The 18,830-nt window shown below is 68.7% G+C and carries 16 protein-coding genes; 14 read left to right on the top strand and 2 right to left on the bottom strand.

Translation table 11 applies throughout. From position 1 onward, the window contains the following. Positions 1–409: 409 nt before the first annotated feature. Genes glgA through glgX form a run of 7 tightly spaced genes read left to right on the top strand, consistent with a single transcriptional unit; the run spans position 410 to position 12,539 of the window. A complete protein-coding gene (glgA, locus tag VG543_RS05760; protein ID WP_423178046.1) occupies positions 410–1,936 on the top strand; it encodes a glycogen synthase GlgA in 1,527 nt (508 codons plus the stop codon). Further along, positions 1,933–4,167, top strand: coding sequence for a 1,4-alpha-glucan branching enzyme (locus VG543_RS05755; RefSeq protein ID WP_423178045.1), 2,235 nt, complete (start codon positions 1,933–1,935; stop codon positions 4,165–4,167). Before glgA ends, VG543_RS05755 begins: the two co-directional genes overlap by 4 nt. Beyond that, entirely contained in the window at positions 4,164–5,882 is a 1,719-nt protein-coding gene (gene treZ / locus VG543_RS05750) for a malto-oligosyltrehalose trehalohydrolase (RefSeq protein WP_423178044.1), read from the top strand. The genes VG543_RS05755 and treZ overlap by 4 nt, the downstream gene beginning before the upstream one ends. Beyond that, positions 5,879–7,723, top strand: a complete 1,845-nt coding sequence (locus VG543_RS05745; protein ID WP_423178042.1) for a 4-alpha-glucanotransferase — start codon at positions 5,879–5,881, stop codon at positions 7,721–7,723. The genes treZ and VG543_RS05745 overlap by 4 nt, the downstream gene beginning before the upstream one ends. Continuing rightward, complete coding sequence (treY, locus tag VG543_RS05740) at positions 7,720–10,293, top strand: malto-oligosyltrehalose synthase (protein WP_423178041.1); 2,574 nt, start codon at positions 7,720–7,722, stop codon at positions 10,291–10,293. The genes VG543_RS05745 and treY overlap by 4 nt, the downstream gene beginning before the upstream one ends. Then, positions 10,262–10,432: a DUF2934 domain-containing protein gene (locus VG543_RS05735; RefSeq protein ID WP_080352942.1), complete on the top strand. Its 171-nt coding sequence runs from the start codon at positions 10,262–10,264 to the stop codon at positions 10,430–10,432. The genes treY and VG543_RS05735 overlap by 32 nt, the downstream gene beginning before the upstream one ends. Beyond that, a complete protein-coding gene (gene glgX, locus VG543_RS05730; RefSeq protein ID WP_171952994.1) occupies positions 10,419–12,539 on the top strand; it encodes a glycogen debranching protein GlgX in 2,121 nt (706 codons plus the stop codon). Before VG543_RS05735 ends, glgX begins: the two co-directional genes overlap by 14 nt. Before the next feature lie 52 nt (positions 12,540–12,591). On the opposite strand, the gene VG543_RS05725 is transcribed toward glgX, so the two are convergent. Together VG543_RS05725 and VG543_RS05720 are read right to left on the bottom strand one after the other, a co-directional pair. Beyond that, positions 12,592–12,906 (bottom strand): AzlD family protein, encoded by a 315-nt coding sequence (locus tag VG543_RS05725; RefSeq protein ID WP_111102601.1) that lies wholly within the window; start codon positions 12,904–12,906, stop codon positions 12,592–12,594. Next, positions 12,903–13,634, bottom strand: a complete 732-nt coding sequence (locus VG543_RS05720) for an AzlC family ABC transporter permease (RefSeq protein ID WP_019659873.1) — start codon at positions 13,632–13,634, stop codon at positions 12,903–12,905. The genes VG543_RS05725 and VG543_RS05720 overlap by 4 nt, the downstream gene beginning before the upstream one ends. Positions 13,635–13,761: 127 nt before the next feature. Between VG543_RS05720 and VG543_RS05715 the strand changes: the two genes are divergently transcribed. From VG543_RS05715 to gspG, 7 genes are all read left to right on the top strand, one after another. Next, positions 13,762–14,226 (top strand): Lrp/AsnC family transcriptional regulator, encoded by a 465-nt coding sequence (locus VG543_RS05715; RefSeq protein WP_005413654.1) that lies wholly within the window; start codon positions 13,762–13,764, stop codon positions 14,224–14,226. Positions 14,227–14,745: 519 nt separating this feature from the next. Continuing rightward, on the top strand, positions 14,746–15,426 hold the full coding sequence (locus VG543_RS05710) for a TonB-dependent receptor (RefSeq protein WP_423178038.1): 681 nt from the start codon (positions 14,746–14,748) through the stop codon (positions 15,424–15,426). 16 nt (positions 15,427–15,442) lie between these two features. Continuing rightward, a complete protein-coding gene (locus VG543_RS05705; RefSeq protein ID WP_026347004.1) occupies positions 15,443–15,973 on the top strand; it encodes an RNA polymerase sigma factor in 531 nt (176 codons plus the stop codon). A 69-nt stretch (positions 15,974–16,042) separates the two neighbouring features. Beyond that, positions 16,043–17,023: a FecR family protein gene (locus tag VG543_RS05700; RefSeq protein ID WP_423178037.1), complete on the top strand. Its 981-nt coding sequence runs from the start codon at positions 16,043–16,045 to the stop codon at positions 17,021–17,023. 58 nt (positions 17,024–17,081) lie between these two features. Continuing rightward, positions 17,082–17,633 (top strand): hypothetical protein, encoded by a 552-nt coding sequence (locus VG543_RS05695; protein ID WP_111098548.1) that lies wholly within the window; start codon positions 17,082–17,084, stop codon positions 17,631–17,633. Positions 17,634–17,777: 144 nt separating this feature from the next. Beyond that, entirely contained in the window at positions 17,778–18,335 is a 558-nt protein-coding gene (locus VG543_RS05690; protein WP_423181114.1) for a hypothetical protein, read from the top strand. Between the two features lie 57 nt (positions 18,336–18,392). Further along, positions 18,393–18,830, top strand: coding sequence for a type II secretion system major pseudopilin GspG (gene gspG / locus VG543_RS05685; protein WP_155029665.1), 438 nt, complete (start codon positions 18,393–18,395; stop codon positions 18,828–18,830).

The following is an 18,830-nucleotide window of genomic DNA, read 5'->3' as shown; positions in this document are numbered from 1 at the left end:
GTGTGTTCGGGTCCTGCATAGGAATACGCCCGCGTGGCGGCGGGCGATTTGACATTGGTCAAGCGCGTGGCGCGAAGGCCTGCGACCGGGTGTCGCAGGGAGAATCTCTGTAAAGCCGAGCCCATTTTCGGCTCGAGCGCCAACGGGACTGCCCGCAGCCGAGCGTGGGCTCGGCTCTACAGGAGAGGCACGGGCGGCTGGCGGGCGTACCTCATGCGTACTGAGCTCATGACGCCTTGTCACAAAGAAATCGCCATGGCTTCACGGTTGATTGATCGCATGGAGGGCTATTGTCGTCCTGAGCCTCTCGCTGGCGTCCCCCACGTCCTGCGTCGACTTCCTTCCCAGCACCAGCGCCCGTCCGGGCGCCGCTGGCGTCTGTCTGCCTGAAGCATCCGAGATCATCCCCATGGCCCGCGCCGCCCAGTCCGCTTCACCCGTTGCGATCTCTCCCGTCACGCCCGTGCCGATCGGCACGCGCCGCGGCCATTCGCAACCGTTGGATCTGCCGGAACTGGTGCAGCGCGTGTTGTTCGTTGCCACAGAGATGGCGGACTTCGTCAAGGCCGGTGGCCTGGGCGACGTCGCTGCGGCCCTGCCGCGTGCGGTGCGCGGTGCGTGTGATTCGCGCGTGCTGCTGCCCGGCTACCCGGAGGTACTGCAGCGCCTGCCACAGCTGCAGCGGGTGGGGCACGTCAGCGCGCGGGCCGGCCTGCCAGCGTGCACGATCGGCATGGCGGTGCAGGCCGACGGCCTTCCGATCTACGTCTTGCTGTCGGCGGAGCTGTACGAGCGTGAGGGCTCGCCCTACGTGGACGGGCAGGGACAGGAGTGGAAGGACAACGCGGTTCGATTCGCCACGCTTTCGCATGCGGCTGCGGAGATTGCGGCCGGGCGTGCCGGGCTGGACTGGTCGCCGCAGCTGCTGCACCTGAATGATTGGCCGGTGGCCATGGCGGCCGCCTACGTGCGTTGGGACCGGACGGCCGTGCCGACCCTGCTGACGATCCACAACCTGGCTTACCAGGGGCTGTTTCCGTACGCGCTTGCACCCGTGCTGGGCGTGCCGGCCGAACACCTGGATGAACTGCACTTCCACGGGCAGATGTCATTCCTGCAGGGCGGGATCACCAACGCCACGCGCCTGAACACGGTCAGCCTGCGCTACGCGCAGCAGATCACCGCCCCGGATGACGGCTGCGGGCTGCATGATCTGTTGGCGCGTCGCGCGGCCGGCGGGCACCTGAGTGGAATCGTCAACGGCATCGACGCCAGCTGGGACCCGCGCCGCGATATCCATCTCAAGGCCCACTTCGGCATTGGTGAGTGGACCGGGCGCGCCACCAACGCGCATGCGGTGCGCAAGGCGTTCGGCCTGGCGCCGTCGACCGGCCCGCTGTTTGCGGTGGTCTCGCGGCTGGTGCACCAGAAGGGCCTGGACATCACCTGCGACGTGGCGCCCCAGATCGTGGCGGCCGGCGGCCAGCTGGTCATCATCGGCGGTGGCGAGCCGCAGGTGGAAGCACAGGTGCAGGCGCTGGCCCGCCGCTACCCGGGGCGGGTGGGCGCCTTCATCGGGTTTGAGGAAGCGCTGGCCCGCCAGATGTTTGCCGGTGCCGATTTCCTGCTGATGCCTTCACGCTTCGAACCCTGCGGGCTGAGCCAGATGTACGCACAGCGCTTCGGCTGCCTGCCCATCGCGCACGCGACCGGCGGGCTGGTGGATACCGTCGAGGATGGCGTGACCGGATTCCTGTTCCATGGCGCCAACGCTGATGGACTGCGCCGCTGCGTGGAACGGGCGATGCGCACCTTCCGCCTGCCCGGCCTGCTGCAGGCCATGCGCCGCGCCGCCATGCTGCGGCCGGGTGGCTGGGATGCGGCCGGTCGCGCGTATCTGGCCCTGTACCAGCAGACCTGCCAGGTGGCTGCATGAGCCACGACAGCCTGCATCTGGCCGCCCTGGAGGATGAAGCGATCACGGAGACGGGATTGGATCAGCGTATCGCCCCGGCGCTGCAGGACCTCGTCCACGCGCGCCCGGCCGATGCATTTGCCTGGCTGGGCCCGCATCGCCAGCCAGAAGGCGGACGCCAGCTGCGCGTGCTGGTGCCGCACGCGCAGCGCGTCGAGGTGATTGCAGACGGTGGGCAACGCTGGGACTTGTCTCCCGGCCCGTTGTCAGGCCTGTTCGAGGGCGTCGCCGGCGACGCGGCGATACCGCTGCTTGCCCTGCATTTCGAGCAGGGCGTGGAGCAGGTGCACGATGCCTATGCGTTCGGTCCACTGTTGGACGAAGCACTGCTGCAGCGGTTCCATGCCGGTGATGCCGATGCGGCGCGGCAGCTGGGGGCGGTGCCGATGCAGGTGCAGGGCATCGCGGGCGTGCGCTTCGCGGTGTGGGCACCCAATGCCCAGCGGGTCGCGGTGGTTGGCGATTTCAACGGGTGGGATGGCCGGCGCCATCCGATGCGGCTGCGCCACACCGCTGGCGTGTGGGAGCTGTTCCTGCCTGGCGTGCAGGCCGGTGCCCGTTACAAGTTCCGCATTGTCGGCGCCGACGGCCGGGTGATGCCCGACAAGTTCGATCCGATGGCGCGCTGGGCCGAGCTGCCACCGGCCACCGCTTCGCGGGTGCCTTCGGCGGCGCCGATGCAGTGGCACGATGACGCCTGGTTGGAGGCCCGGCGGCAGGCCGGAACCCGCACGCCGCTGTCCATCTACGAAGTACATGCGGGCTCCTGGCAGCGCAGCGACGAGGGTGCGCCGCTGGACTGGGACGCCCTGGCCGACCGGTTGATTCCGTACGTGGCCGGACTCGGCTTTACCCACATCGAGCTGCTGCCGGTCAGCGAGCATCCCTTTGGCGGTTCCTGGGGCTATCAGCCGCTGGGCATCTACGCGCCGACGGCGCGCCATGGCACGCCGCAGGCCTTCGCACGCTTCGTGGACCGCTGCCACCAGGCCGGCGTAGGGGTGATCGTGGACTGGGTGAGCGCGCACTTCCCGAACGATGCGCATGGCCTGGCAGGGTTCGATGGCACCGCGCTGTACGAGCATGCCGACCCGCGCGAAGGGGTGCACGCGGACTGGGACACGCTGATCTACAACTATGGCCGCAATGAGGTGGCCGCCTACCTGATCGGCAGTGCCTTGGAGTGGGTGGAGCGGTTCCACATCGACGGTCTGCGCGTGGATGCCGTGGCGTCGATGCTGTACCGGGATTACAGCCGTGCCGAGGGGGAGTGGATTCCCAACGAGCAGGGCGGGCGCGAGAACCTGCAGGCGGTCGCGTTCCTGCGGCGGATGAACCAGGCGCTGCGTGAGCGTTTCCCGGATGTGCTGGTGATCGCCGAGGAATCCACCGCGTGGACGGGGGTGACCGCGCCGGTGGAGGAGGGCGGGCTTGGCTTCACCCACAAATGGAACATGGGCTGGATGCACGACACCCTGCAGTACCTGGGGCGCGATCCAGTCCATCGCCAGCATCACCACAGCGAGATCAGCTTCGGCCTGGTCTACGCCTTCTCCGAACGGTTCGTGTTGCCGCTGTCGCATGACGAGGTGGTGCATGGCAAGGGAGCGCTGCTGGCCAAGATGACGGGCGAGCCGGCGCAGCGGCTGGCCCAGCTCCGCGCGTACTACGGTTTCATGTGGGCGCACCCGGGCAGCAAACTGCTGTTCATGGGCGGCGAGTTCGGCCAGGGCCACGAGTGGTCGCACGATGCGGCACTGGACTGGGCACAGGCGGCCAGCAGTGAGGGCCAGGGCCTGTCGCGCCTGGTGCGAGACCTCAACGGCGTGCTCCGCGCCGAACCCGCGTTGCATCGCGACGAGCGTGACGAGCGGGGTTTCGACTGGAGCGTGGCCGACGACAGCCGCAACAGCGTTTACGCGTTCATCCGCCGGGATCCGGCCGGCAGCGGCCGCACCCTGCTGGTGGTGAGCAACTTCACCCCGGTACGTCGCGACGGCTACCGGGTCGGCGTGCCGCACCCGGGGCGTTGGAGCGAACGGCTCAACACCGACAGCGCGTATTACGGTGGCGGCAATGCGGGAAACCTCGGTGCAGTGCATACCGAGTCGAGGCCGATGCACGGCCACGCGCAGTCGCTGCGGCTCACGCTGCCGCCGCTTTCCACGCTGTACCTGCAGGTTGATGCATGACCACAGTGGCCCCGCGCCTGGGCGCTTGGCCGGTGGCCGGTGACGGGGTGGAGTTCCGCGTGTGGGCACCGGACGCAAGGACGATGGCGCTGTGCCTGCGCGGCACGCAACAGCCGATGCAACGTGCCCCGGACGGCTGCCACTGGCTGCGGACACCGGCATCGCATGGCGACCGCTACCGTTTTCGCCTTCCTTCCGGTCAGGACGTGCCCGACCCGGCCTCGCGCTGGCAGCCGGACGGCATCGACGGAGACAGCGCGGTGGTGCTGGACACGGCCATGGCGCAACCCGCTTGGCGCGGGCATGCCTGGCAGGATCTGGTGATCTATGAAGCACACATCGAGGCCGGCGGCGGCTTCGCGGCGTTGACCGCGCAGCTGCCGATGCTGGCCGCGCTGGGCATCACCGCCATTGAACTGATGCCGGTCGCGCAGTTTCCCGGCCAGCGCAACTGGGGCTACGACGGCGTGTTCCCGTATGCGCCGGCCCATGCCTATGGCGGGCCGGCAGCGCTGAGGGCCTTCATCGAAGCGGCGCACGATGCAGGGCTGTCGGTGCTGCTGGATGTGGTCTACAACCACTTCGGACCACAGGGCAACCACCTGCGCGACTACGCGCGCGGGTTCTTCCGTGACGACCGCAGCACGCCGTGGGGCGAGGCCATCGACTTCCGCCAGCCCTGGGTGCGGCGCTTTTTCATCGACAACGCGCTGATGTGGTTGCGCGACTACGGCTTCGATGGCCTGCGCCTGGACGCGGTGCACGCCATTGACGATGACCGTTTCCTCCAGCAGCTGGCCGATGAGGTACGTGCGGTGGCCCCGCACGCGCACCTGGTGCTGGAGAACGAGCGCAACCAGGCGCGGTGGCTGCGCGGCGCCTACCAGGGGCAGTGGAACGATGACTTCCACAATGCACTGCACGTGATGCTGACCGGCGAGCAGGAGGGCTATTACGCGGCCTATGCCGGTCGCGCCGAAGCGCTGCTGGCGCGCTGCCTGGCCGAGGGATTCGCCTGGCAGGGCGAACCGGACCTGCGCGGCGATCCCCGCGGCGAACCCAGCGCCGACCTGTCTCCCGCGTGTTTTGTGGCATTCGCGCAGAACCACGACCAGGTAGGCAACCGTGCTTTCGGCGAGCGCTTGTCGATGCTGGTGGATCCGGCGCGGCTGCGTGCGGCGCTGGCGTTGACCCTGCTGACGCCGATGATCCCGCTGCTGTTCATGGGCGAACCGTGGCAGGCGCAATCGCCGTTCCTGTTCTTCACCGACTACGCGCCGCCGCTGGACGAGGCGGTGCGCGAAGGGCGTCGCCGCGAGTTCGCTGGTTTCAGCGCCTTTGCCGACGCCGCCGCGCGCGCGCGTATTCCCGACCCGAACGACCCGGCCACCCTGCAGGCGTCCTACACGTCGCCGCCCGGCGATGATTCCTGGTCGCAGAACTGGCTGCGCTGCACGAGCGGGTTTCTGGCACTGCGCAGGCGCTATCTGCAGCCCGGGTTGCTGCAGGCGCGGTCGTTGGGTGCGCGCGTGCTGGGCGAAGGCGCGGTGCAGGCGGGCTGGCAGCTGCCGTCGGGCCAGTGGTGGATCGCGGTCAATGTCGGCCCGTCGCCGGTGGTGCATGTGATGCCGGCCGGGGAGCACGTTGTAGGGCCGGACGCTGCCACGTTGCTGCCCGCAGGCGGCGGCGTGCTTGCCTGTTGGGTCGCCGCATGAGGACCGATGCGGCGGTTCTGGAGGCGGCACGGCGCGCGGGCCTGCTGGTCCGCTGGACCGACGTGGCCGGAGCAGAGCGCGAGGTTGCGCCCGACGTTCTGCGCGCCGTGCTGGCGGAGTTCGCGTGCGACGGTGCGCCGGTGGCCCACCCGTTGCTCACCGCATGCTGTGGTCAGCTCCTGGCCATGCCTGAGGCAACGGGCGCGGCGTGCTGGGTGGATGAGCAGGGCGCAGCGTTGCCTGCACGTGCGGATGCGCAAGGGCGCTGGCGGGTTCCGGATCAGCCAGGCTATTGGCAGTGGCGCCAGGGCGGGCAGCAACAGGCGGTTGCGGTGGCACCGCAGCGTGCCTGGTGGCCGCAGGGCCTGCTGCGCGGTTGGGGTCTGTCGGCGCAGGTCTATAGCCTGCGCGCGCCCGGTGATGCCGGCATCGGTGACAGCGCCGGCTGTGCGCGGTGGCGCGAGCTGCTGCACCGTCACGGCGGCGATGCACTGGCGTTGAGTCCGCTGCACGCCGGCCTGCCACCGGGCCCGGGCTACAGTCCTTACTCGCCCAGCGACCGGCGCTGGCTCGACCCGCTGCAGGTGTCACTGCCGCAGGTTTTGCCGGAGGCCGCCAGCAGCGTGTTGCGCGAGGACGAAGCACTGGCGATGGCCGTTGAAGCGGCTACCGCAGCACGCCGCATCGACTGGCCGCACTCGGCGGCAGTGAAGTGGCGCTGGCTGCGCCAAGTGCGCCAATGGCTGCGGCAGCAGGCGCCGGCACAGTACGAACAGATGCAGACGTGGCGCGATGCGCAAGGTGAACCCCTGCTGCGCTATTGCCAGCACGCCGCCGACCGGTTCACTGGAAGCGCCGACGACCATGCGTTTGCGCAATGGTTGGCGCGGCAGGGCTGGGCGCAGGTGCAGGCGGGATTGCGCAACGACGGCGCGTTGATCGGGCTGATCGCGGATCTGGCGGTGGGTTGCGCACCGCAGGGCGTCGAGGCGCGGACCGGCGGCGACCAACTGCTGCAGGGTCTTGAACTGGGCGCGCCGCCGGATGCGTTCAATCCGCTGGGCCAGGCCTGGGGTATCACCAGCTGGTCACCCTTCGCCCTGCAGCGCGAGGGCTTTGAGCCGTTCATCCGCGTGCTGCGCGCTGTGATGGCCGGCCGTGGCGGGCTGCGCATCGACCATATCCTTGGCCTGCAGCGCCTGTGGGTGCTTCCCCGCGGGGCGGGCGCCGGGCAGGGCGTTTACCTGCGCTATCCGTTCGATGATCTGATCAACCTGCTGGTGCTGGAATCGTGGCGGCATCGCTGCGTGCTGATTGGTGAAGACCTGGGCGTGGTGCCGCCGGGCGTTCGCCAGCGGCTGGCAGCCCGCGGCATCCTGGGCATCGAGGTGCTGCCGTTCGCCCGCAACGGTGAGCGCTTCCTGCCGGCGCCACGGTGGCGCCGCGATGCGGTGGCCATGCCCTCCACCCATGATCTGCCACCGCTGTCCGGCTGGCTGCACGGGCGCGACCTGCGCTGGCGTGCCCGCCTGGGTGAGCTGAGCGGGCTTCCGTCGGCGCTGCACGCGCGCTCCAGAGAGGTCCAGGCGCTGTCCGCAGTCGCCCGGGGCGAGGGGGCCACGCTTGAAGCGCGTGCGCTGTCGCTGGTCGCGCAAGCATCGTCACGGCTGGCGCTGCTCCCGCTGGAAGACGCCCTGGGCAGTCGCGCGCAGGTGAACCTGCCGGGCACCGTCAACGGCCATCCGAACTGGCGCCGGCGGCTACCGCTAGCGTGGGACCAGGACGCGGTTGACGCACGTATTGCCCGCTTCAGCGCCACGCGGCGGAGGGAGCGGCGATGACTCCATTGCGTGCCACCGTACGCCTGCAATTGCATGCAGGCTTCGACCTCGAGGCCGCCGCGACGCAGCTGCCGTACTACGCCGCGCTGGGCGTCAGCCACCTTTACCTGTCGCCGATCACCGCCGCGCTGCCCGGGTCTACGCATGGCTACGATGGCATCGACCCGGCCCGCATCAATCCGGAACTGGGCGGCGAAGAAGCCTTCCGGCAACTGGCCACAGCGACGCGCGCGCACGGCATGGGCCTGATCCTCGACATCGTACCCAACCATCTGGCGGCGTCCCCGCACAGCCATTGGTGGAGCGATGTGCTGATGCACGGGCGTCGGAGCCCGCACGCAGATTGGTTTGACATCGACTGGGAGGCGCCGGGCTGCGAGGGCCGGCTGTGGCTGCCTGTGCTGGACCGGCCGTTGCACGACGCGGTGCGCGATGGCTTAGTGCGCGTGGTGGTGGACAAGGCGCGGCCCGTGCTGCGCCACCATGGGCTGGCGTTGCCGTTGTCGCCGCGCAGCCATCCACTGGACCCCGCGCAGTGGCCGGCGTGGGCCGAGCGCTGCAACCGCGGCGTTGAACGGCTGCATACCCTGCTGCAGCGGCAGCACTACCGGCTGGCCTGGTGGCGCACGGCGGGCGATCAGGTGAATTACCGGCGCTTTTTCGATATCAACGAACTGGCCGCGCTGCGGGTGGAGCGCGACGACGTGTTCGAGGCGGTGCATGCGCTGCCGCTGCGGCTGGTGCGTGAGGGATGGGTTGACGGCCTGCGCGTCGACCATGTGGATGGCCTGTCGCGTCCGGGCGCCTACCTGCAGCGCCTGCGTGAATCGATCAGGACGGCGTGCGCGGCCGGCGACCGTGATCCGCAGGCGGTGAGCCTGCATGTGGAGAAGATACTGGCCGAGGGCGAGCAGCTGCCCGACAGCTGGGCCTGCGACGGTACCACCGGCTATGACTTCATGGACCAGACCGGTGCCTGGTTGCACGATCCGGCGGCTGCCCCCGCGCTCTCGCGCACGTGGCAGGCGCTGGGCGGTGACTCGCGCAGCTTTGACCGGATTCAGCAGGACGCTCGCGGCATGATGTTGCGCCAAGGCCTTCACGCAGACTTCCAGCGGCTGCTGCGCAGTGCGCAGCAGGTCCTGCAGCCCCGGCTGGCCGAGGCCGATATCGGACTGGCTGCGCTGGCGCGCGCATTGGCTTCATTGCTGCGGCATTACCGCACCTACCGGCCCTATTCGCTGCAGGGGGCGGGTGAACGAAAGGCGCTGGTGGACGCTGCCGGTGCTGCGCGCGAGGCGCTGGACGGTGCCGCACGCGCCGCGCTGGATCTGCTGCTGCAGGCACTTCCCGGCCAGGCGCCGGCTGAAACCGAGCTGCGCGTACGGTTCGGGCAGCTGGCCGCGCCGCTGAATGCCAAGTCGGTGGAAGATACCGGGTTCTATCGCTATTTCAGGCTGCTGTCGCGCAACGAAGTCGGCAGTGATCCACAGCGGCTGGGCATGGAGGGGCGCGAGCTGCTGGAACATGCAGCCGGGCGCCTGCGGCGCCATCCCAGGGCGCTGCTTGCGCTGGCGACCCACGATCACAAGCGCGGGGCCGACAGCCGGGCACGGCTGGCGGTTCTCAGTACCTGCACGGTCGAGTGGCGGGACGCGGTGCGGCGCTGGAGCCGGATGGCGACCCACGCCGGCGCGCCGATGCCGTTGCCGGGTGCCGAGACCTATGCGCTATGGCAGGCGCTCGTCGCCGCGTGGCCGATGCACGGTACCCCCGGCGCCGACTTCGCATCGAGGATGGTGCAATGGCTGACCAAGGCATTGCGCGAGGGTAAACGGGTCAGCAGCTGGTCCGATCCCGACGTGGCCGTGGAGGAGGCCGCCGCGCAGTGGCTGCACGCGCTGCTGGATGGAGCGCCATTGCAGCCGGTGCGGGAGGCGCTGGCGACGTTCGTGGCGCGCATCGCGCCGGCGGGCGCCTGCAACGGCCTGGCACAGCTGTGCCTGCAGCACTGCCTGCCCGGCGTGCCCGACCTCTACCAGGGCGGCGAAGGCTGGGACCTGAGCCTGGTGGACCCGGACAACCGGCACGCGGTGGACTATTCGGCGCGGCACGCGTGGCTGCGTGATGCGCGCGGGTGGCCCGCGCTGCTGGATGACTGGCGGGACGGTGGGATCAAGGCATTCCTGCTCCGGCAGTTGCTCGATTGCCGCCGCAGGCACCCGCATCTTTTCCTGCACGGCGCGCTGCAGCCGCTGTCCGCGCCTGCGCGCTCGCCGTGGCTGGCGTTCACGCGCAGGCATCAGGCGCAGGTGCTGCTGGTGGTCGTACGGCGAAGTTCGCCCACCACCATGCCGGGGCCCAGCCTGCACATTCCGCGCGACGTCGGCAGCGGCGTGACGCTGCGTGGGCTGCCGGCAGGCCCCATGCGCAATGTCCTGGACGGGCGCATCGAACATTTCAACGCAACCGCGGACGTGGCCGGGCTTCTGGCTGGCAGCCCGTTGGCGATATGGATCAACGAGGAGACAGGTAGGGATGGACAGCAGGGAACGACGGCAGCGGATTGAGGCACTTGCCCACCAGATCTGGGAGGCAGAAGGGCGCCCGGACGACCAGCAGCAACGGCACTGGCACATGGCCGAGCGGCTGGTGGAAGCCGAGATTGCCGCCGCGCGCGGGGAGGAGGGCACTGATGGCGAGCCGTAAGTGGACGCAGACCTCGCGGGTGCGCGAAGGCCGGCCGTTCCCGCTGGGGGCGACCTGGGACGGATTGGGTGTGAACTTCGCGCTGTACTCGCGGCACGCCACGCGGGTGGAACTCTGCCTGTTCGATGGACGCAACCGCGAAGTGGAACGCATCGCGCTGCCCGAGTACACCAACGAGATCTGGCATGGTTACCTGCCGGACGTGCGGCCCGGGCAGCGTTACGGCTACCGGGTGCACGGCCCGTATGCGCCGGAAGAGGGCCATCGCTTCAATCCCAACAAGCTGCTGCTGGACCCCTACGCCAAGCAGATCGTCGGCGAACTGAAGTGGGCCCCCCACCTGTTCGGCTACACCCTGGGTCACCGCGATGGCGATCTCAGTTTCGACCGCCGCGACAGCGCCAGCTACATGCCGCGCTGCGCCGTGATCGACCCGGCCTTCAGCTGGGGTGTCGAGCGTGCACCTGCCACGCCCTGGGACCGGACCGTGATCTACGAAGCGCATGTGCGCGGGCTGACCATGCAGCATCCCGATGTCCCGCAGGCCGAGCGTGGCACCTTCTCTGCCCTGCGCCATGACGCAGTGGTCGACCACCTCAGCCATCTGGGCGTGACCGCCATCGAACTGCTACCCGTGCACGCATACGTCGATGACCAGCAGCTGCTCGAGCGCGGGCTGCGCAATTACTGGGGGTACAACACCATCGGCTTCTTCGCGCCGCAGCCTCGCTACCTGTCGCTGGGCATCGTGGCCGAGTTCAAGCAGATGGTCGCGCGGTTGCACAATGCCGGCATCGAAGTGATCCTGGACGTGGTCTACAACCACACCGCCGAAGGCAATGAGCTGGGCCCTACGCTGTCCTTCAAGGGCATCGACAACGCCAGCTACTACCGCCTGGCCGATGATCGCCGCTACTACATCAACGATACCGGCACCGGAAATACGTTCGACCTGACCAATGCCGGTGCGCTGCGCATGGTCATGGACTCTCTGCGCTACTGGGTGACCGAGATGCGGGTGGATGGGTTCCGCTTCGACCTGGCAACCATCCTCGGCCGTGAACGGCATGGCTTCGACGCCTCGGGCAGCTTCCTCGATGCGGTACGCCAGGACCCGATCCTGAGCCAGGTGAAGCTGATTGCCGAGCCATGGGACATCGGCCCGGGCGGCTACCAGCTGGGCCAGTTTCCGCCGGGCTGGGCCGAATGGAACGACCGCTTCCGCGACACGGTGCGCGCGCTGTGGCGTGGCGATGGCGGGCAGCTGGCGGAGTTTGCCACGCGCTTCACCGGCTCGGCCGACCTGTTCGAACACCACGGCAGGCGGCCGTCGGCCAGCATCAATCTGGTGACGGCGCATGATGGATTCACCCTGCACGATCTGGTCAGCTACAACGATCGCCACAACGAGGCCAACGGCGAGGACAACCGTGACGGCCACTCGCACAACCTTTCCAGCAACCACGGCGTGGAGGGAGACACCGATGATGCGGCGATCCTTTCGTTGCGTGCGCGGCAGATGCGCAACCTGCTGGCCACGCTGCTGCTCGCGCAGGGCACGCCGATGCTGCTCGCCGGGGATGAGTTCGGCCATTCGCAGCAGGGCAACAACAACGCCTACTGCCAGGACAATCCACTGAGCTGGATCGACTGGGAGCGCGCAGCATTGCCGGCTGCACAGGCGCAGGTGGCGTTCGTGCGGCGGGCGCTGTCACTGCGCCGGCGCTACGGCCTGCTGCGCCGGAACCGGTTCCTGCGCGGCGAGTACGATGAGGCGCTGGGCCTGCGCGATATCGACTGGCGGCATCCCGATGGTCGCGGCATGGAGGAAGCGGACTGGCATGACGCAGGGCTGCGTGCGCTGCTGATCGTGCTGGACGGTCGCAGTCCGGACAGTGGCCTGCGCGAGCCCGGGCGGCATGTCAGCCTGGCCCTGCTGTTGAACGCCGGGGAGCAGCCGCAGCGGTTCTGTGTGTCAGACGACGCCCTGTCGTTCCGGCGCGTACTCCTGCAGACCGACGAAACGCCGTTGGAGCCGGATGAGGAAGGCGCCTGGACGCTGCCGCCGCGCAGCCTGTGCCTGCTGGCGGCAAGCAGCAGCGCGTGATTGCACTGCTGCGCCACTACGGTGCGCCGGGCGTTGCCCGGCGTACCGGTAGCTACCCCACCAGATAGCGCAACACACCCGCCGAGACCACGCCGATCAGCACGGTCGGGAGCATCGACAGCCGCGTGGCGGCCAGCAGGGTAATGGCCAGCGCGGCCAGGTCGGCGGGTTTGTCGGCAACGAAGTCCGGGGCGATCACCGAGATCAGCACGCAGCCCGGCGCGGCTTCCATCACCGTCACCGCACGTTTGCTCAGGGTGCGGTTGCGCAACGCCAGGAAGCCGACGATGCGGGTCAGGTAGGTGGCGGCGGCCATCAGCACGATGGTCAGTACCGAGGTCCAGTGGATCAGGCCATTGAAGATCATGCTGCGTCCTCCGCCAGCAGCCAGGCGGCGGCCAGGCCGGCCAGTGCGCCGCTGGCCACGTACCACGCGCCCGGGACCAGCAGATAAGTGGCGGCGGCCACGACCAGGCTGACCAGCCACGGCCGCGCCGCCTTCATGCCCTGCCACATGCCGCGCAGCAGCACCAGGAACACGGCGGGGAAGGCCATGTCGAAACCATAGGCGTGGATGTCGCCCAACAGCGGCCCGATGATCGCGCCGAGTGCGGTGCAGGCCACCCAGACCGTGTACAGCCCTGCCGACACGCCTAGGTAGTAGGCCAGGCTGAAGCCAAGCGCGCGCCGGCGCGCATCGGCCACGCCCATCGCCCAGCTTTCGTCGCACATGAAGAACAGGGCCGGCAGCACGCGTCGGCGCGGCAGGTGCTGGAGCAGCGGGGCCAGGCTGGCGCCCATCAGCAGGTGGCGGCTGTTGACCAGGGCGGTGATGGCCACGATCAGCGCGATGTGCGGTGGCGAGGTCCACAGTTCGACGGCGGCGAACTCCGAGCCACCAGCGAAGTTGAGACCGGTCATCAGCGGTACTTCCAGTGCGCTCAGGCCCTTCTGGGCCGCCTGCGCACCGAGCACCAGGGCAAACGGAATGAAGCCGATCATCACCGGCACGGCGGCGCGCAGGCCGCGCAGGAATTCGGCACGCGGGGCGGTATCGCAGGTGGCGGGCGGGGGGAGGGTGGTACGGGCGTCCATGGAACGGCACAACAAGGTGGGGGTGGCCCATGCTAGCGGTCCAATCACGAAATCGGGTTGCGTTGATGCCACTTGATTCTGGATGATTGATATTTCATGCGGCCAGAAGCGAAACGGGTGAAATCCCATGCAGTACCAGCTCGACAACCTCGATCGGCGCATCCTCGACGCCCTGCAGCGCGACGGTCGCCTGCAGAACCTGGAGCTGGCTCGCCTGGTCGGGCTGTCGCCGTCGGCCTGTCTGCGCCGGGTGCGGTTGCTGGAGGAGGGCGGCTACATCGACCGCTATGTGGCCTTGTTGAACGAGGCCAAGGTGGGCCGTGGCTTCACGGTGTTCGTGCGGGTGTGGCTGCGGGGGCAGGACGAGGACACCACCAATCACTTCATCAACAGCATCAAGTCGTTCCCGGAAGTGCTGGAATGCCATCTGATGGCCGGTGACTGCGATTTCCTGCTGCGGGTGGCGGTGGCGGACCTTGATGCCTACCGGCAGTTCCAGATGCAGCACCTGAACCGGATCGCCGGGGTGCAGAACACCAAGACGGAGATTCCGATGCAGCGGATCAAGCAGACGACCCAGCTGCCGCTTTGAGGGATGGGGTTTGCGGCCGGGTTGCACCCGGCACCCGCGGGTAGTGCCGGCCGCTGGCCGGCAACCTCAACAGCAACAGCAACAGCGGGCCTACTGAGGGATGGCGGGGTGGGGCCGGTTGCGGGGGACGCTGCAAGTACGTCCATGTAGGCTCGGTCGCCGCATCCATGCGGCTCACGCCCCCGCAACCGGACCCACCCCGCCTTCGACAGATTTCCACGATCTGCCGGAACGGCATGAGCTGCTCTTGGTGGGTGTCGACCTTGGTCGACACGTCTGGGTCGGCACGGGGTCGGATCCCGTTGCTGCGCAACGGGCTCTGACCCCAGGCGTGGATGAGGTGGTCTGTTCGATCTATTGATTCCTGATGGGTGACTGGCTTCAGGTCGGCTGTAGGTGGCGGTCATCGCAATGACATGTGACCCCGGTACGGTTTGAGCCCGCTTGCGGGTCGCGCGCGGGCCGGGGTTCCGGTCTTGGCGCGCGTCCACTGCAGCTGCTGTCGCTGCCGAGGGTCACGTGTTCTACGTCAGGGGGCTGAATGGACACCATGCGGTCAGAACTTGGAAGGTGGCCATCGCGGCATGGCTGCTGCTGTCCTTTGCCGCTGCCGGGCAGGACGGTGTTCATGCCTACGACATCCCTGCGCAGCCGCTGGAACAGGCGGTCGAGCGCTTCAGCGTCATCAGTGGGTGGTCCGTGATGTACCCGGGTGACCTGGCCGCCGGCCGCAGCAGCCGTGCGCTGCGCGCCAGCCTGCCGCCGCTGCCCGCCCTGCAGGCGCTGCTGCAGGACTCCGGCGTCGAGGCCGAGGTGATCGGCAAACAGCGTGTGGTGCTGCGCCGGGGCGCGCCCTTGGCTGCCGAACCCGGTGTCGGCGCGGAACTCGCCAATGCGGAACGTCGACGTCGCTATGGTGGGCTGCAGCAGCGGCTGCGTGCGGTGTTCTGTGACGATCCGGAGATCGCTCCCGGCCGCTATGCCGCGACGCTGCGTTTCCGTGTCGACAGCGAGGGCCAGGTGCATGCGCCCGAGCTGCTGTCAGGCAGTGGCAGCGAGCGCCGCGATGCGCGCCTGCTGCAAGCGCTGCAGCACTTGGTGCTGGCGCCCGATGCCGCTGCGCTGCCGCAGCCGGTAACGCTGCAGATCCGACCTTCCGGCACCGACCACGACTGTGGCGGGCGCGCGCCCCTTCCATGACTTCAAGGATTCGAACATGAGCAACGGTACGGCTGGGGCAGTTGACCTGATGGACCACCTTCTGGGTGCCTACGATGAACTGAAGCGCCGGCTGGTGCGCAAGCTGGGCTCGGAGGAGCTGGCCGGCGACGCGCTGCAGGACACGTGGATGCGCCTGAGCGCGCGGCGTGACCGCCTGGATGCCGTGCAGAACCCCGCGGCCTACCTGCTGCGCATGGCAATGAATACCGTGATCGACCGCCAACGTGCTGACCACCGCCTGCTGAGCCTGGAGGAGGTGGATACGCTGATGGACATGGCCGACCCTGCACCCGGCCCGGCGCAGGCGGCTGAACTGGACTTCGCGCTGGAAGACATGGTCGGCCTGCTGCAGCGCATGCCCGAGCGCCGTCGCCGCATCCTGCTGGCGATCCGTGTCGACGGCCTGCAGCAGCGCGACGTCGCCGATCACCTCGGTGTGTCGCTGCGGCTGGTGCAGCGTGAGCTGAAGGCCGCCCAGGACTATCTGGCCGAGCGCAGCGGAACGGGGCGCCAGGTGCGGTTCTGAACGGCGGCATCCGTCTACACTTTGACGCCGAGCAGAACCCCGCAGCGTGCGGGTCCGGCATGAGCCCCCATGGATCCTGACGATCGCCCGCAACGCCCGCTGGATGCCGTCGAGCGTCAGGCGCACGCGTGGGTGGTGCGGCTGACCTCGGGCGAGGCGACCGCCGCCGACGGGCGCCGGTTCCGCGCGTGGTGCGAGTCCGACCCGCGTCATCGTGAAGCGTTCGGACGTGCGCGCCGGCAGTGGGAGCAGGTGCGGCTGGCCGGCGAGCAGCTGCCCGCCGCCGCGCGTCAACCGGTCGCGCCGACGCCGGCCCAGCGCTGGAGCCGACGCGCCTTCCTGGGCGCCGCGATTGCCGCCCCGGCCAGTCTGGTGGTGGTGGCGGCCATCCGCCCGCCGATGGGCCTGTGGCCCTCGGTGACAGCCATGGCAGCCGATTTCCATACCGGCACCGGTGAGCGACTGCAGATCGCGCCCTCGCCGCAACTGAAGATCGAACTGGATACGCAGAGCAGCCTGCGCCGCCGTGCGCACACGCAGGGCGAAGGCTTCGAGCTGGTGCAGGGCCAGGCCGCGATCGAGACCCAGGCCGGTCTGCGCCTGGCGTTGCTCGCGGGCCCGGGCTGCGTGATTGCCGATGAGGGCGCGGTGCGCCTGGACGTACGCAACACCCAGGGCCAGGTGCGGGTGACCTGCCTGCAGGGCAGTGCCCGCATCGAGCATCCGCAGGGCCGGCTGCGGCTGCAGGCGGGCCAGCAGACCCGGTACGACGAGCGCCTCAGTGGTGTGGTGGCCGAGGCCGTGGCGTCGGAAGTGAGTGCCTGGACGGAGGGCATGCTGGTGTTCCGCCGCGCACCGCTGCGTGAGGTGGTGGAGGAGATCAACCGTTACCGCCGCGGCAAGGTACTGCTGGGCGAATCGGCATTGGCGCGCGCCCCGGTCAGCGGCCGCTTCCGCATCGATGATCCGGACGCGGCGCTGGAGCAGCTGCGACGGACGATGTCGCTGGATCTGCGTCGCTTTCCGGGTGGCATCGCCGTCCTTGGATAGATGAAGGCGCTGGCCGTGCGCGCCGCGCCGGGCTGTTGCAAGCAAGGAGAATCCAAGGATGCGCAACGAGACCATCGGTGTGCTCGATCTGCGCCGCAATCTGTCTGCATTGCTGGAAACCACCCAGCGAAGGCCCCTGATGGTGCATCGCTATGGTTCGCCCTGGGTGTGCGTGGTGTCTGACGCGCAGTGGCAGCAGCAGGCGGTGCTGCTGGACTTCAATCCGCAGTCACACCCATTGGCGATGCTGCTGCGGCTGCAGCAGCAGGAGATGCCTTTGGTCGAATCCGGGGCGCTGCCGCCTGCGGTGCTCGCACGCGCACTGCTGTTAGCGGGCATGCATGGCATCGACGATCTCACGCAGCTGCATGAGCAGGTACTGCATCATCGGCTCTGGCACTGGTTCGTGGCGGGCGCCCATGGGGTGATGGAGGGCTGGCAGCTGCCCGCACTGCGCGTTGCGCTGGCGTCATGGTGCGATGACGTGGACATGACCGATGCACTGGTCGCATTCGCTGCCCGCAGCGACGTGGCGGTACTGGCCCGCCGTTGTGGGGGTGACGCACCGCGGCTGCAGCGCGAAGCCTGCAGGCGGATGACGCTGCGATGACGTTGCCGATGAAGCGCCACCCCGTGCACAGAGTTGCATTCGCGGTGTCGCTTCACCTGCCTTGCTGACGTCTTCTCCAGAGTACGACGCACCACGCGTCGTGGAGCACGGGCGGCGCAGATGGAAGACAGTCGCAGGATCAGCATGCTGGAGCTGGATCGCCACCTGAGCCAGTCGCTGGAGCAGGCACGGCACACGCCCCTGAACGTACAGCGCTATGGGCGCTCGTGGGTCTGGGTGCTGTCCAGTGACGCCTGGGCGGATGCGGCGCGCTGGGCGGCACTGGACAGCAGTGCGCATCCACGGGCGGCACTTCGAAAGGCCCTCGACCTGCGGCTGTGGCCCTGGCCCGACGCGGCCATGAGCGCGCTGCCGCTTGGCGCAGCCGATGCGCGACTGCTGCAACGTGCGGCCCTGCTGGTGATCGTGCGTGATCTCAACACTGCGCAGCGCGTGTACGACGACCTGCGCTACCACCAGGCCTACCGCATGTTCATCGGCCTCGACCACGGCACCGCGTGGTCGCCGACGCAGTGCGTGCGCCTGCTGCAGGCGTGCGTGCATCCGTTGTTGCGCGAGTGCATCGACCAGACACTGGCCAGCGTGCCGCCGCACCTGCTCGAGGCGGCACGCGTGCCGGCTGCACGTGCGCCCGCACAGGCAACCGCGCAGCGAATCGCAGGCGGATGTTTATCGTACTGACACATGCACCGCTGACCATGGTGCAGCGGTCTCTTCCAGGATGACGAGGGCGGAACAATGGCAAGGCAGGCAGGTGGTTGCAGGGCTCGGCAGCAGGGCTTCAGCCTGATCGAGATCATGGTGGTGGTGGTGATCATTGGCATCCTTGCCGCGCTGATCGTGCCGCGGTTGATGGACCGTCCGGACCAGGCGCGCGTGGTGGCGGCGCGCCAGGACATCGCGGCGCTGATGCAGGCGCTGAAGTTGTTCAAGCTGGACAATGGGCGCTATCCCAGTGCCGAACAGGGCCTGCAGGCGCTGGTGAAGCCGCCGCAGGGCAGCGGTGCGTTGCCGGTGACGCCGTATCTGGATCGCCTGCCGAATGACCCGTGGGGCCATCCGTACCAGTACCAGGTTCCAGGCACTCATGGCGACATCGATGTGTTCTCGCTGGGTGCGGACAGCCAGCCCGGTGGCGACGCCGGAAACGCGGATATCGGCTCCTGGCAGCTGTGA

The organism is Stenotrophomonas sp. CASM101, from assembly GCF_049384845.1.
In the GTDB taxonomy this organism is placed as follows: Bacteria; Pseudomonadota; Gammaproteobacteria; order Xanthomonadales; family Xanthomonadaceae; genus Stenotrophomonas; species Stenotrophomonas hibiscicola.
Note: the sequence above shows the minus strand (reverse complement) of the source record. Positions and strands in the feature narration are given on the sequence as shown.

Bases quoted from the DNA above. Each gene is read 5' to 3' on its own strand.
- VG543_RS05720 (WP_019659873.1), bottom strand. From the start codon at position 13,634: ATGGACGCCCGTACCACCCTCCCCCCGCCCGCCACCTGCGATACCGCC.
- VG543_RS05690 (WP_423181114.1), top strand. From the start codon at position 17,778: ATGCTGGAGCTGGATCGCCACCTGAGCCAGTCGCTGGAGCAGGCACGG.
- glgA (WP_423178046.1), top strand. From the start codon at position 410: ATGGCCCGCGCCGCCCAGTCCGCTTCACCCGTTGCGATCTCTCCCGTC.
- VG543_RS05705 (WP_026347004.1), top strand. From the start codon at position 15,443: ATGAGCAACGGTACGGCTGGGGCAGTTGACCTGATGGACCACCTTCTG.
- VG543_RS05695 (WP_111098548.1), top strand. From the start codon at position 17,082: ATGCGCAACGAGACCATCGGTGTGCTCGATCTGCGCCGCAATCTGTCT.
- VG543_RS05755 (WP_423178045.1), top strand. From the start codon at position 1,933: ATGAGCCACGACAGCCTGCATCTGGCCGCCCTGGAGGATGAAGCGATC.
- treZ (WP_423178044.1), top strand. From the start codon at position 4,164: ATGACCACAGTGGCCCCGCGCCTGGGCGCTTGGCCGGTGGCCGGTGAC.
- VG543_RS05715 (WP_005413654.1), top strand. From the start codon at position 13,762: ATGCAGTACCAGCTCGACAACCTCGATCGGCGCATCCTCGACGCCCTG.
- VG543_RS05735 (WP_080352942.1), top strand. From the start codon at position 10,262: ATGGACAGCAGGGAACGACGGCAGCGGATTGAGGCACTTGCCCACCAG.
- VG543_RS05725 (WP_111102601.1), bottom strand. From the start codon at position 12,906: ATGATCTTCAATGGCCTGATCCACTGGACCTCGGTACTGACCATCGTG.
- VG543_RS05700 (WP_423178037.1), top strand. From the start codon at position 16,043: ATGGATCCTGACGATCGCCCGCAACGCCCGCTGGATGCCGTCGAGCGT.
- VG543_RS05745 (WP_423178042.1), top strand. From the start codon at position 5,879: ATGAGGACCGATGCGGCGGTTCTGGAGGCGGCACGGCGCGCGGGCCTG.
- glgX (WP_171952994.1), top strand. From the start codon at position 10,419: ATGGCGAGCCGTAAGTGGACGCAGACCTCGCGGGTGCGCGAAGGCCGG.
- gspG (WP_155029665.1), top strand. From the start codon at position 18,393: ATGGCAAGGCAGGCAGGTGGTTGCAGGGCTCGGCAGCAGGGCTTCAGC.
- treY (WP_423178041.1), top strand. From the start codon at position 7,720: ATGACTCCATTGCGTGCCACCGTACGCCTGCAATTGCATGCAGGCTTC.